This window comes from Xanthomonas populi (genome assembly GCF_002940065.1).
Classification (GTDB): Bacteria; Pseudomonadota; Gammaproteobacteria; order Xanthomonadales; family Xanthomonadaceae; genus Xanthomonas; species Xanthomonas populi.
The window spans coordinates 1-17,645 of record NZ_MDEJ01000082.1 but is presented as its reverse complement, the minus strand read 5'-3'; the positions used below and the strand labels follow the sequence as shown (position 1 = coordinate 17,645).

The following is a 17,645-nucleotide window of genomic DNA, read 5'->3' as shown; positions in this document are numbered from 1 at the left end:
ACGCCCTACCAGCGGCTGGAAGGCTGGCGCCGTCAGCTGCGCCCGTACCAGCAGCGCCGCACGCAGGTGTTGGCGACGGTACAGCAGGAGCGCCAGCGTCTGCCCCAACTCACCGATGCCTGGCTGCGCAAACGGGCGCAGGCCAGCCTGGGCCAATGGCAAAAGGATCTGGCCGAGCTCGACGCACGCATCGCCCAACAGGTGGCGCTCCCGGTGGGAGAGGGGTTGGGGTGAGGGGACGGTTGCACAGATTTCTTGCAGGTTGAGTGGACTTCTCGATCGCTAGAAACCAAGCACACCACATCAAGCCGTCTGCACTGCTCCCACCACAGCCATCTCCCACCCAAACAACGCACACGCTTTCGCAAACTCCACATCCAGCGGTGCAACCACACTGAGACGCCGCCCATCAGCCGGATGCGGGAAACCCAAACGTTCGGCGTGCAGCAACATGCGGTGGATACCCAGCATGCGAAAACTCCGGTTATGCCGGCCATCGCCATGGCTGGTGTCGCCGATCATGTGATGCGACAGATGCTTCATATGCCGGCGAATCTGCCGGAAACGCCCGGTCTGCGGCTGGCAGCGCAGCAACGCATAACGCGAGGTGGCAAAGCCGGTGGACGGGATCTCTAATTCACCCGCAGCCAGGCGCTGAAAATGGGTCATCGCCGGCTTCTTGACCGGCTTGCCGGGGCCGCCATCCAGAGCGTGATCGACGATGAAGCGCTCTTCGGCCGGCCAGCCGCGGCACACCGTCAGATAGTCCTTCTCCAATTCGCCGGCCATCAAGGCCTTGCCCAGCGCACTGGCGCTTTCGCGATCGAACGCAAGCAATAAGCAACCGCTGGTGGCGCGATCGAGCCGGTGCACCAGAAAGATCGGCCGGCCCAGTTGCTCGCGCAGGCGGTCGGCCAGAAAGTCGTCCTCCCCGCGCGCCAGCTTGCTGTCGTGGACCATCAGGCCCGCGGGCTTGTCGACGACGGCCAGGACGTCGTCCTGGTAGAGAATCTGCAACGGGTCGGTCGATCGGCTCACCGGCCGATTATCCGCATCGCTCGCACCGTCTGCCACTGCGTCGCTTCAGCGACGCAGCCAGGCAATCAGCAAGGCCACCGAGCCGGCCGTGCCGCTGACCCAGCTCCACACCGGCACCGTGCCCAGATACCAGCCATTCGGGTGCAGGCCATACAGCACAGCGGCGACCACCAGCAGGCCGCTGCCGGTGATGGCTGTGACCACACGTGTCTGCAACTTGCGTAGGCTCTCATCCAGCGCGCGCAACTCGGCCGAGCGGATGTCGATCTGGTGGCGTCCTTCCACTTGCTGCTTCAACAAGCTGTTCACCAGGCGCGGCATATCTGGCGCGTGGGTCATGATTTCCGGCAGCCGTTTGCGCAATTCGCCGAGTACACGACGCGGGCTGTAACGCTCGCGCAGGATGCGTTCGAGTACCGGCCGCGCCACTGCCCAGATATCCAGCTTGGGATCCAGCTGACGACCCACACCTTCGATATTCAATAGCGTCTTCTGCAGCAGGATCAGCTGCGGCTGCAGCGTCAGTTCGTAGCGCTGCGCGACGCGGAACAACTTGATCAGCACTTGTGCCAGCGAAATCTCCGACAACGGCCGGGTGAAGTACGGCTCGCACACCGAGCGCGCGGCCGCTTCCAGTTCGTCGATGCGCACGTTGTTCGGCATCCAGCCCGCCTCCACGTGCAACTCGGCCATGCGGCGGTAATCCTTGTGGAAGATCGCCATGAAGTTCTCTGCCAGGTAGTACTGATCTTCCTGCGAGAGCTGGCCCATGATGCCGAAATCCAGCGCGATGAAGCGCGGATTGAGCCGGCGCTGCGGATCCGAATCGACCCAGATGTTGCCGGCGTGCGCATCGGCATGAAAGAAATTGTCGCGGAACACCTGCGTGTAGAACACGCGCACGCCCTTGGCCGCCAGCGCCTTGCGGTCGATACCGGCCGCGTCGAGCTTGGCGATATCGTCGGAAGCAATGCCGTAGACGCGCTCCAAGGTGAGCGCCCGCTCGGCGGTGTGCGACCAGATCACCTCGGGCACGTACAGATCGTCCGAGCCTTCCCAGAACCTGCGCAACACGCTGGCATTGGCGCCTTCGCGCTGCAGATCCAGTTCGGCCGACAAGGTGGCTTCGATCTCGGCCACCACTTCGCGCGGGCGAATCTTGTCCGCACGCGGGTGCGTGCGCTCGACCAGGGTGGCCAGCGAATGCAGCAACGCGATATCGGCATCGATCTGGCGCTCGATCTCCGGGCGCAACACCTTGACCACCACTTCACGGCGCACGCCATTGGCATCAGGCGGCAAGGTCGCCGCGTGCACCTGCGCGATCGAGGCAGACGCCAGCGGCACGGTGTCGAATGCGGCAAACGCCACGCTCACCGGCAGGCCCAGCGCGCGCTCCACGATCAACCGCGCAACGTCACCATCGAACGGTTTGACCCGATCCTGCAGCAAGGTCAATTCATCGGCGACGTCGGCCGGAATCAGATCGCGCCGTGTCGACAGGATCTGCCCGAACTTGACGAAGATCGGCCCCAGTTCCTGCAGCGCAAATCGCAAGCGCGCACCGCGCGATTGCGCGGCGATCTCGGCGCTGGCACGCGGCACGAACGGCTTGGCCAGGCGCAGCCAGCGCTCGGCCGGCGTGCCTTGCAGCAACACATCCAGCCGATAACGCAGGATCACCCGGCCGATGCGGCTGGCTCGCAGCAGCGCCTTCATGCCGCACCTCCGGCAGCGCGCAGGCGCGCCACGCGTGCGGCCAGCCGTTCGACGTCGTCGCGCAGCTCGTCGACATCGTCGTGAAAGGCGTCCAGTTCGGCGCGCGGCACCACATCGCGCGATTCTTCGGTGACGAATTCGGCCGCGCTGTGCGCCAGATCCACCGCGCTGCGGCGCGCCTGCCGCAGCGCTGCACGCACCGCATTGGCCATCTGCACGCCGAGGATCTCGCCGAACACCGTCACCAACGGCAGTTGCCAATCCGGATCGAAGCGGCCGGCCAGTTGCTGCAGCTGGCGCGCCAGTTCGGCATCGCCGGAAACCGTGAGCCGCCCGGCCGGTGCGCCGCTGCGGCGCGCGTTGGCCAGGAACGGCAGTTGGCCGAGCAAACCGGCCAGGCTGCTGCGCACGGCAAGATCCGGCTCCTGGGTCTGGTCCACCGGACCGACCAGCAGCCGCCGCTCGTGCACGCGGATCTGCAAGGCCAGCGCAGGCGCTTCTAGAGTCAGCGCGATGCGTTGGCCTTGCAGTGGCAACAGGGCGTCGCGGATATCGGGGTCCAGCGCCAGCGCGCGGTTGAGCGCGGCTTGCAGGGCCTGGCCGGCGAGCGGCTTGAGTGAGTTGAGCAGTGATCCGGGCATGGGCCGCATTCTACCTTCCCTGCATGTCGCCGCTGCTTGATGGTGGGCTGGCGGTTGCATGTCGGCGGCTGGCACGGCGGTCATGGCAGCGGTCGCCTTGGGGGTGCGGCCGCTTGCGTTGGGAGTGGAGGGCTTCCTTCAGCGCGCCTGCCGCGGGCATGCTGAGGACCTCATTGAACAGGTGGCAGGAGCAGGCAATGCGCAAGATCCGGGTCGGTCTCATCTTCGGCGGCAAATCGGCCGAGCACGAGGTCTCGCTGCAGTCGGCGCGCAATATTCTTGAAGCGCTCGACCCGCAGCGTTTCGAGCCCGTGCTGATCGGCATCGACAAGCAAGGCCAGTGGCACGTCAACGACCCCAACAACTTCCTTCTCAATGCCGAGGACCCCGCGCGCATCGCGTTGCATCGCAGCGGGCGCGGCGTAGCGCTGCTACCGGGCGCGCAACAGCAGCAGTTGCGGCTGAACCAGCCGGAGCAGGCGCTGGCGCAGATCGATGTGGTGTTTCCGATCGTGCACGGCACGCTCGGCGAAGACGGCTCGCTGCAAGGGTTGTTGCGCATGGCCAATCTGCCCTTTGTCGGCTCCGGCGTGCTCGGCTCGGCGCTGGCGATGGACAAGGATCTGGCCAAGCGCGTGCTGCGCGATGCCGGGCTTGAGGTGGCGCCGTTCGCCTGCTTCAACCGCCATACCGCCGCACACGCCGACGCGCAAGCATTGATCGCGCAGTTCGGTTTGCCGTTGTTCGTCAAACCGGCCAACCAGGGCTCATCGGTCGGCGTCAGCCAGGTGCGCACGGCAGAAGAGTTTGCCGTGCGCTCGCGTTGGCGCTGGCGTACGACCACAAGGTGCTGGTGGAAACGGCAATTGCCGGGCGCGAGATCGAATGCGCGGTGCTGGGCAATGCCACCCCGCAGGCCAGCGTGTGTGGCGAAGTCGTGGTGCACGACGCGTTCTATTCTTATGAGACCAAATACATCAGCGAACATGGCGCCGAGATCGTGATTGCGGCCGACATTGATGCGCAGACGCAGCAGCGCATCCAGCGAGTCGCAGTGCAGGCTTACCAGGCGCTGGACTGCGCCGGCATGGCGCGTGTGGACGTGTTTCTGTGCGCCGATGGCCGCATCGTGATCAATGAGATCAACACACTGCCCGGCTTCACGCGCATCAGCATGTATCCCAAGCTATGGCAGGCAAGCGGGCTGGACTATCGCAGTTTGATCACGCAGTTGATCGAGCTGGCGTTGCAGCGGCACGCTGACGATCAACGGCTGCGTAGTGCAGTGGAACCGCGCTGACGAGCACATCGCAGGTGCGCACGCTGCAGTTGCACAATCACCCCAGCACTGCTCGCACGCAATCACGCACACGCTACCGAGCAGTCGTTGCTGAATGCCAATGCACTGGCCGCGTTGATGCAACTGGCGTGGCAGGCACGCATCGTTGCGCCGGCTGATGGTCTATTGATCGCATTGGATCAGAGCCCTGCGTCTGCCAATCCGAACGTGCCCGGATAGCCGAACGCTTTGCGCGCTTCGTTTACATCGAGCGCATCGTGATCGCTGCGCATGCACACGGTCGCGGGCTTGCCAGGCAGTTGTATGACGAACTCATCCGCGCTGCACGAGCGGCAGCGCAACTGCGGTTGGTGTGCGAGGTCAATCTGGTTCTCGCCAATCCGCCATCGCTGGCGTTGCATCTGCAGCTGGGTGTCAAATCGATGGGCGATGGGCGATGGGCTGCTGGCCAAAGGCAAGCACGTGCAATACCTCGAAAAACGACTTTAGAACAGCCGCAACTCAGCTGTAGAGCGTCCATAACGCACATGGCCCGCCTCCTTGCGGAAGCGGGCCATGTGAGCGCCAACCGGCAGCGCCGCTGCAGTGACGGATCGCAGCTTAGGCGTTACACCTTGCCGCGACGGAACATCGAGATCACTGCCAGGATCAGGAACACCACGAACAGGATCCAGGCGATGTTGGTCGCCGCACCGGCGATACCACTGAAGCCCAGCACAGCAGCAATGATGGCGATGACGAAAAAAATGATGGCGTAATGCAGCATGGCAAGGCTTCCAGAGGTTGTCGTGCCGAATCGGCGCAGACGTATCCTGAAGAGATGGCGGTCTTTAGCGGGTGATGGCGATGTCGTTGGAAGATGAGGATCGCAGCCGTTGCAGGCCTTTTTCAATACTGATGCGTGGCATATAACCGAAGTCGCGACGTGCCGGTTCCATGCTGTACCAGTGCGGCGTGCACAGCTGTTCTACCAAAAAACGCGTCAACGGCACTTCGCCAGGCAGACGCAACAGTGGCCACATGGTCTCGCACACCGCACCGATTCTATATGCGGTCTTGAACGACAGCGAACGCGTCACTGCCGGTGCATCCACCGCCGCCAGCAAGCGATTGAGCAGCTCGCGCATCGGCAAGGGCTCGCCATTGGAAATGAAATACGCCTTGCCCGCGCAGGCAGCACCGTGTGCGAGGTGCTCGAACGCATCGAAGTGCGCCTTCGCGGCGTTGTCGATGTAGGTGCTGTCCACCAGGTTGCCGCCGTCGCCAACCATGCGCAGTCGCCCGGCGCGCGCACGTGCTGCAAGACGCGGCAATAGATGATTGTCGCCCGGCCCCCAGATCAGACGTGGACGCAAGGCCACCGTCGCCAGCTGCGCATCGTTGGACGCCAGCACCGCCCGCTCGGCGATCGCCTTGGTCGCCGCATACGGCGCGCGCAGATCTTTGCCATACGGCACTTCGTCGGCGCCCAGACCTTCTACCGGATGGGTGGCGCGATGGGTGACGCTGGGTGTGGAGGTGTAGATCAGGCGCGGCACGCCATTGGCACGACACGCGTCGATCACGTTCTGGGTGCCCACCACATTGGCCTGGTGATAGCTGTCGTAGCTGCCCCACGCACCGGCCTTGGCGGCGTTGTGGAAGACCGCATCGATACCGGCGAAGGCATGCCGCACCGCTTGCGGGTCGGCCAGATCGCCACGGATCTGGCCAACACCCAAGGTCTGCAGAATCGGGGAATCGCCGCGCTGGAAACTCACCACTTCATGCCCGCGCGCACGCAGGCCCCGGCACAACGCCTGTCCGAGGAATCCACTACCACCGGTTACCAGGATTCGCACACGGCACCTCCATCGCAAGGATGCACACGATAGCGGGCGCGACCGGCCGTGACGATACGTGCCAACGTACGCGCCTGATGCAACAACAGATCACCCACGCTGCTGCGCCGCCCAGATCGCCAGCGTTTCGCGACCGATCTTGGCGTTATGGCGAATGTCCACCGGAAACCCGGGATGGCGCAGAAAACGCGCGATCCCTGCAGTGTGCGGGTGCGCAGCGCCCAGCGCGCGCAATGCGGTTTCCACTTGCGCAAACACCGATGCAGCAACACCCGGCTGCAATTCCACACACAACACGGGGTGCTGTTGTCCGGGTGCGCCCACACCGACCAACGCGGTGCGCCGCACCTGCGGATGCACGTTGAACACCGGCTCCACCTGCTCGGTGTAGAGCGGCCCCGTCGCAGTTTCCACGCGATGCGTCTTGCGCCCGCAGAACCACAAGCGTCCTTGCGCATCGAAATACCCCACATCGCCCATGCGATGCACGATGCGTTCGCCGCCATCACTGCTGCGCTCACGGATCTTGGCGATGCGTGTGGCCGCATCGCGATTGAAGTAGGTATCGGTGGTGGTGGGGCCGGCGACGGTGATCTCGCCGACCTCGCCCACCGCCAACACGCGCGCGCCGCTCCAATCGGGAATGGCCGCATCGTCGATGGCGATGATGCGCACCTCGTTCGGCGCGACCACTTGCCCCACGCAGGTGCCGGCACCGGCCTCGGTGGCCGCGCGCGTGGCGTCCAGGGTGCGCCCTTCGATGGCTGCCACCGGCAAACATTCGGTGGCGCCATACGGCGTCCAGAATTGCGCATCTGCCGGTAGCAAGGCGCGGATCTTGGCCACCACATCCGGTGGCACCGGTGCTCCGGCCGCGGTGACCAGGCGCACGTTGGGCAATGGCTGGCCATAGTCGGCCAACACCCGCATCAATGCCGGCGAGCCGAACAACTGCGTCACCCCGAAGCGGTCGATCGCATCGTGCAACTTGCGTGGATCGGCGGTGGCCGGGCGGGTCGGATCCATGTCCGGAATCACCGAGGTCAGCCCCAATGCCGGATCGAACAGGGCGAATGGCGGAAAGGTCGGCAGATCCACACCACCGGGCTGCATGTCGAAGGCGTTGCGCAGCAACGCGATCTGCCCAGCGAAATGCCGGTGCCGGTACACCACGCCCTTCGGCACGCCGGTGGAGCCGCTGGTGAACAGGATCGCTGCCACATCGTCCGGCGCAGTGTCGGCCAACTGACTGCCGGCGCTGGCGCCATCGCGCTCCACATGCGCCAGCGTCACCCCGCCCCAGCCGTAGCGGCCGCCGACGGTGACGATCTGCGTTGCAGAGCGCGTCCAACGCAACAGGCGACGCGCCAGCTGCGCGAGCGGAATGCCGATAAACGCCTGCGGCTGCGCTTCGTCCAGGCATTGCTTGAGCGCGCGCTTATCGATCCCCGGATCCACCAGCACCGGCACCGCACCGGCCTTGAACAACGCAAACATCAGCAAGAAGAATTCCGGCGACGGCCGCACCATCACCACCGCGCGCGCGCCACGTCCGATGCCATGCACTGCCAACCCGGCGGCGATCGCATCGCTGCGCGCGTCCAGCTCGGCATAGCGCAAGGTCACATCGTAGGCGGCCAATCCATTGGCGGCGCTGCCCGGGCAGCGAATGGCGATCTGCTCGGGCCGCTCGCGCGCCAGTTCCGGCAGCGTGGCGGCGATATTGCAGAGAGTCGTCCTGGTCATTGCCGCATTATCACCCATGCGCCAACGGCGCCGCCCCGCTTGAGTCACGCTCAACGCTGCAGGTGCGCACACGCATGAATCGCTAACCTGCTGGCGCGACCTGCCACTTGTATCGCACCGTGGTTCGGTCAGAATGCCGCGCTCTCCACGTTGTTTCGCCGCGCAAGGCCCGGCATCCATGGCACACCCCTGCCTTACCTGCGGCGCTTGCTGCGCCTATTTCCGCGTCAGTTTCCACTGGAGCGAAGCCGACCCCGCATTGGGCGGCAGGGTGCCGATCGAGCTGACCGACGCATTGCGCGGGCACGAGCGCGTCATGCGCGGCACCTCGCAATCGCAGCCGCGTTGCATCGCGCTGGACGCGGACATCGGCCGCTACAGCCGCTGCAGCATCCACGACCGCCGCCCCTCGTCCTGCGCCGCCGTGCCGGCCTCGCTGGAGTTTGGTGAGCGGAGCGCGCAATGCGACAAATCCCGGCTGGCGCACGGCCTGCACGCGCTCACCGAGGCCGATTGGCTTGGCGTTGACGACGCACAGCGCAATCGGCTGCCGCCGCTGTAACGGCTGATCGCTGCGAGTGGGTACGGTATCCACTCGCAGCGACCAACAGAAAAACTGCGTGGCCGATGCTACCCACTCGTCCATCTGATTTCCGCGCGCCGCAGGCACTTATCTGCTGAACGCCTGCGCAGATATGCCAATGGCGCTTACAGCGGATTACGCCCCAAAAACGCACGGATCGCCGGCACCAGCACTTCGTGCTTATCTTCCAGCACGTAGTGATTGGCATCGTCGAACGCGGTGACTTCGGCATTCGGCAACGCCTTGCGAAAGCCAGCCAGGAAGTGCTTGTCGAAGCAGATATCGCGCAGGCCCCAGGCGAGAAAGGCCGGGCGATCCGCAAACGCGGGCAATGCCTGTGCCGAGCGTTCCAGCAACGACCAGGCCTGGTCGGCAGGCGACAGCGGGATATCCTGCATGAAGCGAATGGTGGAGATGCGGTTGCGCCAGGTGTTGTACGGCGCCACGTAAGCGCTACGCACCTCGGCCGGCATGCGCCGCGACACGCCAAACCACGAAGCACCGGACGAAAACGCATTGAACGTGCGGATAAACCACTCGCCCGGCCGCCAATGCCTGCCCATCGCGATCTGCCACGGCATCGGCTTTTCCGGCGGCAACGGGAACGCGGCGGTGTTGGTGATCACCAGCCGCTTGACCTGCGCGTGATGCGACAACGCCCAGCCGAAGCCGATCATGCCGCCCCAATCGTGCACCGCCAGCGTGATCGGCCCAGTGATGCCCAGATGCCGCAACAGCTTGTCCAGATCGTCTACGCGCCACTGCAGCGTGTACTCATACCGCGGCTGCGCGTCGGGCGCATCGTCCGGCTTGTCGGACAGCCCCATGCCGATATGGTCGGGCACGATGCAGCGGTAACGATCCGACAAGCCGCTCACCAGATGCCGCCACAGATAACTCCACGACGGATTGCCGTGCAGCATCACGACCACCTCGCCATCGCGCGGACCTTCGTCCAGATACGACATCGCAATGCCGGGACGCACCTCAAGGCGCTTGGGAGTGAAGGGATAGCCTGGGTAAGTCATGACAAACGTATCCGATGTGTTTCAAGAGCGTTCGAGAGACGCGGGTAGTGGTCTGGCACATGTGCAGGAACTGCTTGGCGCATGTCGGCATGCTCCAGCCAGACAGTCGATGCAAGTTTGCTGCTTTGCTCGCTCGGCATCAGTGCTGAATTCTTTGTGGCAACGCATAACGCTGCACTGAGTGAGTATTGTCGGATAACAGGCGCAAATACGCCGGATGCAGGAACAATTTCTCTTTACCCATGCGCTGCTCGTGCAGTACTCCGATATCCACCAGTTCACGAAGATAACGCGCCGCAGTTTCACGCTTGGCGATGCCGGCATCCACCACGTTTTGAATGCGACAGTTTGAATGCGACAGTAAGGCTGGCTGAAAAGCACATCCACCAGTTCGCGGCTATAGTTTTTTGGGCGCTCGGCACGAACCCACTCACACGCATGCTCATGCAGGTGCCGAATGGCCTCGATCTTGGCGCCGGTCCAGCGTGCGGTATCGGCCACCGCATCCAGCATGTAAGCGACCCATTCGGCCCATGCGCCTTCGTGCGTGACAGCCAGCAGCAAACGGTAGTAATCGGCCTTGTGCTCGATGATGTAACGCGACAAGTACAGCACGGGCTGGTCCAGCAGATCCTGCTCGACCAGCATCAATAGATTGAGCACACGTCCAGTGCGCCCATTGCCGTCGGTGAACGGATGGATGGCCTCGAATTGATAGTGCGCCACTGCCATGCGAATCAATGGGTCGATCTCGGGCGCGTCATGGATAAAGCGCTCCCAATTGGCCAGCTTTTCGCGTAACACCGCCTCGCCGACCGGGGGCGTATAGATCACGTCACCGGTCTGCTGATTAGCCAATGCAGTGCCGGGTACACGCCGGACCTGCATTTCTGCATTCTTGATGCGAGTGCACACGATCTCTGCGGTGCGGGTGGAGAGCGGGCGCGTACGCAGCGAAATAAAGCCCTCCTGCAACGCGGTGCGATAGCGCAAGGCTTCTCGCGTTGCGGGATTGGCAGCGTCTTGATGCTCGGCGTAGCGAAACAGCTCATCCGTGGTGGTGACGATGTTCTCGATCTCCGAACTCGCCTGTGCTTCCAGGATGGGAATGGTATTGATCAACACCGCCGGATTTGGCAAATGTCCTGTGGCTTGGCGAAGCGATGCCAATGCCTTGTGTGCCTCAATACACGCCTTGAGCAACCCCCGGGTCTCAAGCTCCACAGCAGGCGGCAGCGGTGGCAGGTCGTTGTACGGACGCTGAGGATCCATGCGATGCGCTCATGTCGACGGAATCGACATAATGCCTGCGTCATGTCGAAAAAAATTGAATCTCATACTTGACGAGACAGCCCTGATGCCCAATCAGCGCCTGGAGCGGGCTGGAACGTGGCAACCGCTCGCCGAAAAGCTGGCCATCCCATATCTGAGATGGCCGTGCGGCTTCACCAAACCACTTCCGCCATCGCGCAGTTCAGGCCGGACCCAATGCCCATCAGCGCAATCCGGTCGCCCTTCTTCAGGCGGCCGAGCTCCTTGAGCTTGCTGAGCACGATCGGCACCGACGCCGGGCCGATGTTGCCGTGCTCGCCGAAGATGGTCATGACCTTGGCCGGGTCGATGCCGAACGACTTCACAAACGAGGCGGTATGCGGGCGGCTGACCTGATGGATCACGAACTGATCCAGCTCGTCCACCGCCCAGCCCATCGCCTGCTTGGCGGCCAGGAAGGTCTTCTGCGCCAGCTTGATGCCTTCGATCAGCAGCAGCTTGGTGTCGGTGACCATGCGGTCCAGGTTGCCCCGGCACAGCGTGTTCCACTCGGTGGCCGAGCGGGTCACGCCACCCTTGTAGCGGGGCGCGTCGGGCACCAGCTCGGTGCGCGCCATCACCATGGCGGCGGCACCGCAACCCAGGGTCAGCGCGGCGAGTTCGTTGCGGAACTCTTCCTCGGTGACGTCCGGCGAGGTCATGCGCTCCAGCGTCTTTTCGTAGACCAGGTTGGCGGTCTCGCCGTCCACGACCAGCGCGTAGTCGATCTCGCCACGCTCCAGCATGCGGGCAGCGATGTCCATGCCGTTGATGAAGGCAAGGCAGGCGTTGGCCACGTCGAAGGTCACGCAGTGGTCGCCCATCCCCAAGTTGCCGGACACGATGGAAGCCGTGGACGGCTCCAGGTAGTCGCGGCTCACAGAGGTGTTGACCAGCAGGCCGATCTTTTCGATGCCGATCCCGGCGTCGATCAATGCCTTGCGTGCGGCCAGCGTGGCGGCGTCCGATGCCTGGACATCCTGGTCCCACAAGCGCCTTGCATGGATACCGGCAACGTCGCCCAACACGTCGGTCTTGATCCCGAGGCGGTCGTAGGTGGGTTGCAGGCGCTCGTTGATTTCCTTGGAAGTCAGCGTGTGCGGCGCATCAATATGCGCCAGTCCCGCGATGGAGACATTCTGGAAGAGCATCGAAATAGCGCCATAGCGTCAGGCGAGGGGGAGCTAGTCTAGCTGCTGGCCGCTTTTACCGCATCTTTACAATTGAACCGGCCGCGCCCCAGCCCAACGGTTCAGCGCGGCGGGCAGCGGAACGCATTGAAGCGCTGGCTGCCATCAGCGGGCTGGCCCTGCGCCTGGACCGTGTTGGCATTGGCGCCCGGTGCCTCGTTGCGTGCCAGCGTCTCCAGCTCTTCCTGCACCCGCAACGGGTTGCGGTGATAGAAACCGACCTTGCTCTTGACCGACACCAGCACCTCACCCTGCTGCTGACATCCAGCGGGCACAGGGCCTGCGGGCAGGACCTGCACGCTCTTGCCACTTTGTTCGATCGGCACCCAGGTGCAGGCCGCAGTCGTGGTGGCAAGCAGAACAGACAGCATCAGCACGCGCATAAGTCTTAGACACCTGTGGGGTAAAGCCGGATTGTGCCGCAGTTACTTGCCGGCAATCAGGGCGTGCCGCGTGCAGGCCACCGACTCATTCAGCGCACTGAATATCGCCACCACCACAACGACGTCTCCATTGCGCTGGCTACGGGCGCCGAACGCGGACACTGCTGTGCGCGACAACTCCCTTTGGAATCAACGTACCGATGCTGGCACGCCGTTTTGCGGCACTTCACGCGCAAGCAGACCAGAAGCGTAACAAAGACCTCTCATCTGACTTCAAGCTGAATAAATAAAAAGCACTACGAACGTCCTTGCGCTCCCGAAACGGGGTACTGCATTAGTACATCACCACTGACAAAATACACCAATAGACCTCACCGTGAAGACCCAGACCCTGCGCATCGCCCTCTCGGCCGCCCTGCTGCCGGCACCGCCCTGGCCGTTGGTGCCCAGGCCATCAGCCTGACCTCGTTGGAGACAGCGCAGGTCCGCCCGGCCGCCGACCAGATCGCCCCGCAGACGCTGAAGCGCAACAGCGATATCCCCACCCTAAACGCCGTGCAGGTGCGTCCGTCGGCCGAGGTTGGCCGCACTCGCCGCCGAACAGGCTGGCCCGCGCATCGCCACCCTGGCGACCGTGCAAGTCCGCCCCTCGGCCGAACAGCGCGCCGACCTGGTGGTTCGCAGCACCGCATCCAGCCTCGGGCCAGGCCGCTACCGGGATCTGTGCGCTGATGGGTCAGGTCATCGTCAACTTGCCGGTGCCGCAGTTGCAGCCTTCGCCGGTCGAGCTGGAAGCGCGCGTCAGCGCCAGCCTCAGCCTTTAAGAACGCGCGCAGCTACACTTGCGCTCATGTCAGCCCCCGTCCTTGATGTCATCCTGTTTCAACCGGAAATTCCGCCCAACACGGGCAACGTGATTCGCTTATGCGCCAACACCGGCGCGCGCCTGCACCTGATCGAGCCACTCGGCTTCTGCCTCAGCGACAAGCAGCTCAGACGCGCCGGCCTGGACTATCACGAGTACGCAAACCTGCAGGTGCATGCCGACCTGCCCACCGCACTGGCCACAATCGCGCCCAACCGCGTGTTTGCGCTGAGCACCCGCAGCACCGTGCGTTACGACACACCGCAGTTCGCCGATGGCGATGCCTTTTTGTTTGGCCCGGAAACCCGCGGCTTACCGGCCGACGTGTTGGAATCCATTCCGCCACAGCACCGGCTGCGCCTGCCGATGCGCCCGGACAACCGCAGCCTCAATCTGTCCAATACGGTTGCGGTGATGGTGTTCGAAGCCTGGCGTCAGTGGGACTTCAGCGGCGGTCGGTGAGTCGCGCGATCACAGCGATGCTGGATCGGTCGCTGCTAGCAACAAGCCGCACTGTGCTGCTCACCAACCGCCGCCACACTGCGTCAGCGCATATTGGTCTTGACCAGATCAATCACCTCATCACCGCGCCCACTCATCACCGCCTTGAGCAGATATAGGCCCATGCCCTTGGCCTGCTCCAGCTTGATCGCCGGCGGCACTGCCAGTTCCTGCGTGGCGATGCGCACATCCACCAAAGCTGGGCCTGAATGCGCAAAGGCCTGCCGCAACGCACGCTCCAGCTGCGAGGACTCATCGACACGGATGCCCAAGATGCCCATCGCATTACTCATCGCAGCGAAGTCCGGATTCCGCAACTCGGTGCCGGTGTCCAGATAACCGGCGGCCTTCATCTCCATCGCCACAAATCCCAGCGACGCATTGTTGAATACCACGATCTTCACCGGCAGACGCAGCTGCGCCAGCGAGATGAAGTCGCCCATCAACATCGCAAAGCCGCCATCGCCAGAGAGCGAAATCACCTGGCGGCCCGGAAACGCCGCCTGCGCGCCCAGCGCCTGCGGCATCGCATTGGCCATCGAACCGTGATTGAACGAGCCCAGCAATCGGCGTTGTCCGTTCATGCGCAGATAGCGTGCGGCCCACACTGTTGGCGTGCCGACATCACAGGTAAACACCGCATCCTGGTCGGCAATCTGGCTGATCATCCGCGCCACGAATTGCGGATGCAGCGGCTCGCCCGGGTCTGCCGGCACCGCCAGATCGTCCATCCCTTCGCGCGCCTTGCGGTAATGCGCAAGCGATTTATCCAGGAAGTCGCGTTTTTCGCGCCGCCGCAAGTGCGCCAGCAAGGCGGTAATGGTTTCGCCCACATCCGCAGCAATGCCCAACTGCAGTGGCGTGCGCCGCCCCAGCGCGCTCGGATCGCGATCCACTTGCACGATGGTCGCGTCCTTCGGGTAGAACTGCCGATACGGAAAATCCGTGCCCAACATGATCAAGGTGTCGCAGTTGAGCATTGCGTGGTAGCCGGAACTGAAACCGATCAAGCCGGTCATGCCGACATCGAACGGGTTCTCCCACTCCACATATTCTTTACCGCGCAAGGCATGCACGATCGGCGCACCCAAGGTGTCGGCCAATGCCACCACCGCATCGTGCGCACCCGCGCAGCCACTGCCGCACAACAGCGTGATCGCTTCGCTCTGCTGCAACAACTCGGCCAACTGCGCCACGTCTTCGGCGGCCGGCAACACGCGCGGCTGGCGCAGTTGCGGCCAGGCAGTGGACACCTGCTTGTCGATTTCCAGCAGCGCGATATCGCCCGGGATCACCACCACCGCCACACCCTGCTGCAGGAGGGCGGTGCGCAGTGCCCGATGCAGCACTTCCGGCAGCTGCGCCGGGTTGGTCACCAATTCCACGAAGTGGCTGCACTCGCGGAACAACTCTTGCGGATGGGTCTCCTGAAAATAATTCAGCCCGATCTCGGACGAGGGAATATGCGCGGCGATCGCCAGCACCGGCTGACGGCTGCGATGGCCATCGAACAGCCCGTTGATCAGATGCAGATTGCCCGGCCCGCAACTGCCGGCACACACCGCCAGCTGCCCGGTCACTGCAGCCTCGGCCCCGGCGGCAAACGCGGCAACTTCCTCGTGGCGCACATGCATCCACTCAATCGTCTGCATCTCGCGCAAGGCATCGGTCAAGCCGTTGAGGCTGTCGCCGGTCACCCCCCAGATCCGCTCCACCCCCGCGCTCTGCAGCGTCTCGGCCAGAAACCGCGCCAACGTCTTTTTCTTCGCCACGATGCAGCTCCACACGCTTGTCAAGTGGCTAGCTTTGCAGCGCGGATGTATGCCCAGCGTCTAGTCGCAACGTGCAGTCAGTCTTCGGCATGCATATGGTGGTGAACTGCGTGGCTGGAGACTGATGAGCTGGCTGTGGTCACATCGGCCAATATTGATACGGTTTTCGAATTGCATCTAGCGCGCGAATTAAGCCGACGCGGCAATACTTGCAACTGATCCTCACGGCACCCGGACCAAATTCGTCAACTGCGGGTCGGCTGTCACCTTGACCAGTTTGCCGCTGGGGCCGAACTGCACCTGATACTCGCAGAAGCTGTCGCGCCAGAAGCGCCAAAGTGAAGATTTCCAGATTCGGGTTGTCGCTGCTGATCGGGTAGCCGACCGCCATGAGCACCTGTTCGCGGGTCATGCTGCCGGTGAGCTTGCCATCAACGATGGCCTGGCGAATCCTGGGCGGGAAGATCGCAAGCTTGAGCTTGGGGTCGGCAGTGACGACGAAGCGGTGTTGTCCAGGTCGCGGCTGTGGTCGTTGCCGATGGATTGCTTTCGCCGGCGATCTTGAGGTTGACGCGGTTGCGGCCCAAGCCGGTGACGCTGACCGGGGTGCCGACCGGGAGCACACGTTTGCCGTCTTCGGCGTAGTTGCTGTCGCTGATCCAGCTGCCGTCGGTGCGCAGGTTGCAGCACAGGAAGCCGTCGTACTTGGCGACGTCGGCGGCCGTGGCCAGGTTGGAGGCGGTAAGCAGGCTCAGGGCCAGCAGGGAAGAACGCAAACGCATCGTAAAGACTCCTTTCTCGACTGCAGTGGTCGCGCGGCAATGGTGGGATCGGGCGCGCCGCCGTTTTCCCAACGACGCGCAGGCATTGCCGCAGCTTGGGGCGGCTTGGCAAGCGCGCCGGGTGACGCGACCGGGGCGGGTTTGTGTATGCTCGGAGCCGTGGAGACCCTCTCACCCGCCGAGATTGCCGAGCAGATCGCCGAGTTGCGACGCGCCCACCGCGCGTTGGACGAGGAGATTCAGCGCGTGCCCGCGAACGTGGAGGACGAGCTGCAGATGAAGCGCTTGAAGAAGCGCAAGCTGCATCTGAAGGACTGCATTACGCGGCTGGAGATGGAGCTGGTGCCTGACGAGCCGGCGTGAGGTTTGAGTGTGCGGCGGCTTGAGCTTGCTTTGCGTTGGCCGGTATCAGCGTTGCGGTGCCAGACGGTTGGGTCGGTCGGTGATGCAGGCAGGGTGTGTCTGATGGCAGCTGCAGGCTTGGGCTGAGGCGCGTTGCGTTGGTCGCTTGGGCCTTACTCTCACCCCCACCCCTCTCCCGCCGGTAGAGGGGATTTTGGCACTTTGTTTGTGGGCGCAAGCGTTGTCGTCGAGCGGTCTGCGCCTTGTCTTTAGGGAAGGTCTGAACAACTATCTGGCGGCGTCAGCTGCCGCCGGACAGCATGATGCTTTGGCCGGCAATCACTGCCGGCGCACCATCCATAGATTGGATAGCGCAAACAGCGTCAGCACCTGCGCGGTGTTCTTCGCCAAGCCGCGATAGCGGACCTTGACGTCACCAAACTGGCGTTTGATCACCCGAGACGGATGTTCCACCTTCGCCCGCAAGCTGGCCTTGGTGTGCTCCCAGCGCTTGGCCCACTGTAACTCGCGCGCGTTCTTGATCTGCTTGAGCTTGGACGGCTTCTCTGCAATCAGGTAGCGCAACTTGCGCTTGCGCGCCAT

At 63.5% G+C, this 17,645-nt stretch carries 16 protein-coding genes and 5 pseudogenes; 8 read left to right on the top strand and 13 right to left on the bottom strand.

Features of this window, described 5'->3' with window-relative positions:
* On the top strand, nt 1–234 hold a 234-nt coding region (locus tag XpopCFBP1817_RS21610), incomplete at its 5' end, for a hypothetical protein (RefSeq protein WP_158251304.1).
* Between the two features lie 69 nt (nt 235–303).
* On the opposite strand, the gene XpopCFBP1817_RS13560 is transcribed toward XpopCFBP1817_RS21610, so the two are convergent.
* Genes XpopCFBP1817_RS13560 through XpopCFBP1817_RS13550 form a run of 3 tightly spaced genes read right to left on the bottom strand, consistent with a single transcriptional unit; the run spans nt 304 to nt 3,398 of the window.
* On the bottom strand, nt 304–1,074 hold the full coding sequence (locus tag XpopCFBP1817_RS13560; RefSeq protein ID WP_128417523.1) for a pseudouridine synthase: 771 nt from the start codon (nt 1,072–1,074) through the stop codon (nt 304–306).
* A 9-nt stretch (nt 1,075–1,083) separates the two neighbouring features.
* Entirely contained in the window at nt 1,084–2,757 is a 1,674-nt protein-coding gene (gene ubiB, locus XpopCFBP1817_RS13555) for a ubiquinone biosynthesis regulatory protein kinase UbiB (RefSeq protein ID WP_128417522.1), read from the bottom strand.
* A complete protein-coding gene (locus XpopCFBP1817_RS13550) occupies nt 2,754–3,398 on the bottom strand; it encodes a ubiquinone biosynthesis accessory factor UbiJ (RefSeq protein WP_128417521.1) in 645 nt (214 codons plus the stop codon). The genes ubiB and XpopCFBP1817_RS13550 overlap by 4 nt, the downstream gene beginning before the upstream one ends.
* Nucleotides 3,399–3,595: 197 nt before the next feature.
* On the opposite strand from XpopCFBP1817_RS13550, the pseudogene ddlA reads away from it, so the two are divergent.
* From ddlA to XpopCFBP1817_RS23075, 3 genes and pseudogenes are all read left to right on the top strand, one after another.
* Nucleotides 3,596–4,698: pseudogene (gene ddlA / locus XpopCFBP1817_RS13545) on the top strand (D-alanine--D-alanine ligase).
* An 87-nt stretch (nt 4,699–4,785) separates the two neighbouring features.
* Nucleotides 4,786–4,917 carry a hypothetical protein gene (locus XpopCFBP1817_RS23600; RefSeq protein ID WP_279627119.1) on the top strand — a complete coding sequence of 44 codons (132 nt, stop codon included), beginning with the start codon at nt 4,786–4,788 and terminating at the stop codon, nt 4,915–4,917.
* Nucleotides 4,918–4,955: 38 nt separating this feature from the next.
* A pseudogene (locus XpopCFBP1817_RS23075) lies at nt 4,956–5,051 on the top strand (GNAT family N-acetyltransferase); the annotation flags it as partial.
* Nucleotides 5,052–5,305: 254 nt separating this feature from the next.
* Here the strand turns inward: XpopCFBP1817_RS23075 and XpopCFBP1817_RS13535 are convergent.
* The 3 genes from XpopCFBP1817_RS13535 to oleC all read right to left on the bottom strand — a co-directional run bounded on the left by XpopCFBP1817_RS13535 (nt 5,306) and on the right by oleC (nt 8,285).
* Entirely contained in the window at nt 5,306–5,464 is a 159-nt protein-coding gene (locus XpopCFBP1817_RS13535) for a DUF1328 domain-containing protein (protein ID WP_003468167.1), read from the bottom strand.
* Between the two features lie 64 nt (nt 5,465–5,528).
* On the bottom strand, nt 5,529–6,539 hold the full coding sequence (oleD, locus tag XpopCFBP1817_RS13530) for a 2-alkyl-3-oxoalkanoate reductase (protein WP_128417520.1): 1,011 nt from the start codon (nt 6,537–6,539) through the stop codon (nt 5,529–5,531).
* Between the two features lie 90 nt (nt 6,540–6,629).
* Nucleotides 6,630–8,285: an olefin beta-lactone synthetase gene (oleC, locus tag XpopCFBP1817_RS13525; protein WP_128417519.1), complete on the bottom strand. Its 1,656-nt coding sequence runs from the start codon at nt 8,283–8,285 to the stop codon at nt 6,630–6,632.
* A gap of 178 nt (nt 8,286–8,463) precedes the next feature.
* Here oleC and XpopCFBP1817_RS13520 point away from each other — a divergent pair, with 178 nt between their 5' ends.
* Entirely contained in the window at nt 8,464–8,847 is a 384-nt protein-coding gene (locus XpopCFBP1817_RS13520) for a YkgJ family cysteine cluster protein (protein ID WP_128417518.1), read from the top strand.
* Between the two features lie 146 nt (nt 8,848–8,993).
* Here the strand turns inward: XpopCFBP1817_RS13520 and XpopCFBP1817_RS13515 are convergent, their stop codons facing one another.
* The 4 genes and pseudogenes from XpopCFBP1817_RS13515 to XpopCFBP1817_RS13500 all read right to left on the bottom strand — a co-directional run bounded on the left by XpopCFBP1817_RS13515 (nt 8,994) and on the right by XpopCFBP1817_RS13500 (nt 12,780).
* Nucleotides 8,994–9,896 carry an alpha/beta fold hydrolase gene (locus XpopCFBP1817_RS13515; RefSeq protein ID WP_128417517.1) on the bottom strand — a complete coding sequence of 301 codons (903 nt, stop codon included), beginning with the start codon at nt 9,894–9,896 and terminating at the stop codon, nt 8,994–8,996.
* A 139-nt stretch (nt 9,897–10,035) separates the two neighbouring features.
* Nucleotides 10,036–11,168 (bottom strand): annotated as a pseudogene (gene fic / locus XpopCFBP1817_RS13510) (protein adenylyltransferase Fic).
* 173 nt (nt 11,169–11,341) lie between these two features.
* Nucleotides 11,342–12,358 carry a 3-oxoacyl-ACP synthase III gene (locus tag XpopCFBP1817_RS13505; RefSeq protein ID WP_128417516.1) on the bottom strand — a complete coding sequence of 339 codons (1,017 nt, stop codon included), beginning with the start codon at nt 12,356–12,358 and terminating at the stop codon, nt 11,342–11,344.
* Between the two features lie 101 nt (nt 12,359–12,459).
* The gene (locus XpopCFBP1817_RS13500) at nt 12,460–12,780 is read right to left on the bottom strand and encodes a DUF4156 domain-containing protein (protein ID WP_128417515.1); all 321 of its coding nucleotides are present in this window, start codon (nt 12,778–12,780) and stop codon (nt 12,460–12,462) included.
* A 376-nt stretch (nt 12,781–13,156) separates the two neighbouring features.
* Here XpopCFBP1817_RS13500 and XpopCFBP1817_RS13495 point away from each other — a divergent pair.
* Nucleotides 13,157–13,604 (top strand): annotated as a pseudogene (locus XpopCFBP1817_RS13495) (XAC0231 family protein).
* 26 nt (nt 13,605–13,630) lie between these two features.
* A complete protein-coding gene (locus XpopCFBP1817_RS13490; RefSeq protein ID WP_128417514.1) occupies nt 13,631–14,107 on the top strand; it encodes a tRNA (cytidine(34)-2'-O)-methyltransferase in 477 nt (158 codons plus the stop codon).
* 83 nt (nt 14,108–14,190) lie between these two features.
* Here the strand turns inward: XpopCFBP1817_RS13490 and poxB are convergent, their stop codons facing one another.
* Both poxB and XpopCFBP1817_RS13480 read right to left on the bottom strand, forming a co-directional pair.
* A complete protein-coding gene (gene poxB / locus XpopCFBP1817_RS13485; protein WP_208619618.1) occupies nt 14,191–15,900 on the bottom strand; it encodes a ubiquinone-dependent pyruvate dehydrogenase in 1,710 nt (569 codons plus the stop codon).
* Between the two features lie 240 nt (nt 15,901–16,140).
* Nucleotides 16,141–16,700: pseudogene (locus tag XpopCFBP1817_RS13480) on the bottom strand (hypothetical protein).
* A gap of 159 nt (nt 16,701–16,859) precedes the next feature.
* Here XpopCFBP1817_RS13480 and XpopCFBP1817_RS13475 point away from each other — a divergent pair.
* Entirely contained in the window at nt 16,860–17,063 is a 204-nt protein-coding gene (locus tag XpopCFBP1817_RS13475) for a YdcH family protein (RefSeq protein WP_167393935.1), read from the top strand.
* Between the two features lie 318 nt (nt 17,064–17,381).
* Here the strand turns inward: XpopCFBP1817_RS13475 and XpopCFBP1817_RS21890 are convergent.
* Nucleotides 17,382–17,645, bottom strand: a 264-nt coding sequence (locus XpopCFBP1817_RS21890) for a transposase (protein WP_167393934.1), incomplete at its 5' end; no start/stop codon positions are given.

Bases quoted from the DNA above. Each gene is read 5' to 3' on its own strand.
- ubiB (WP_128417522.1), bottom strand. From the start codon at position 2,757: ATGAAGGCGCTGCTGCGAGCCAGCCGCATCGGCCGGGTGATCCTGCGT.
- XpopCFBP1817_RS13550 (WP_128417521.1), bottom strand. From the start codon at position 3,398: ATGCCCGGATCACTGCTCAACTCACTCAAGCCGCTCGCCGGCCAGGCC.
- XpopCFBP1817_RS13535 (WP_003468167.1), bottom strand. From the start codon at position 5,464: ATGCTGCATTACGCCATCATTTTTTTCGTCATCGCCATCATTGCTGCT.
- oleC (WP_128417519.1), bottom strand. From the start codon at position 8,285: ATGACCAGGACGACTCTCTGCAATATCGCCGCCACGCTGCCGGAACTG.
- XpopCFBP1817_RS13520 (WP_128417518.1), top strand. From the start codon at position 8,464: ATGGCACACCCCTGCCTTACCTGCGGCGCTTGCTGCGCCTATTTCCGC.
- XpopCFBP1817_RS13515 (WP_128417517.1), bottom strand. From the start codon at position 9,896: ATGACTTACCCAGGCTATCCCTTCACTCCCAAGCGCCTTGAGGTGCGT.
- XpopCFBP1817_RS13505 (WP_128417516.1), bottom strand. From the start codon at position 12,358: ATGCTCTTCCAGAATGTCTCCATCGCGGGACTGGCGCATATTGATGCG.
- XpopCFBP1817_RS13500 (WP_128417515.1), bottom strand. From the start codon at position 12,780: ATGCGCGTGCTGATGCTGTCTGTTCTGCTTGCCACCACGACTGCGGCC.
- XpopCFBP1817_RS13490 (WP_128417514.1), top strand. From the start codon at position 13,631: ATGTCAGCCCCCGTCCTTGATGTCATCCTGTTTCAACCGGAAATTCCG.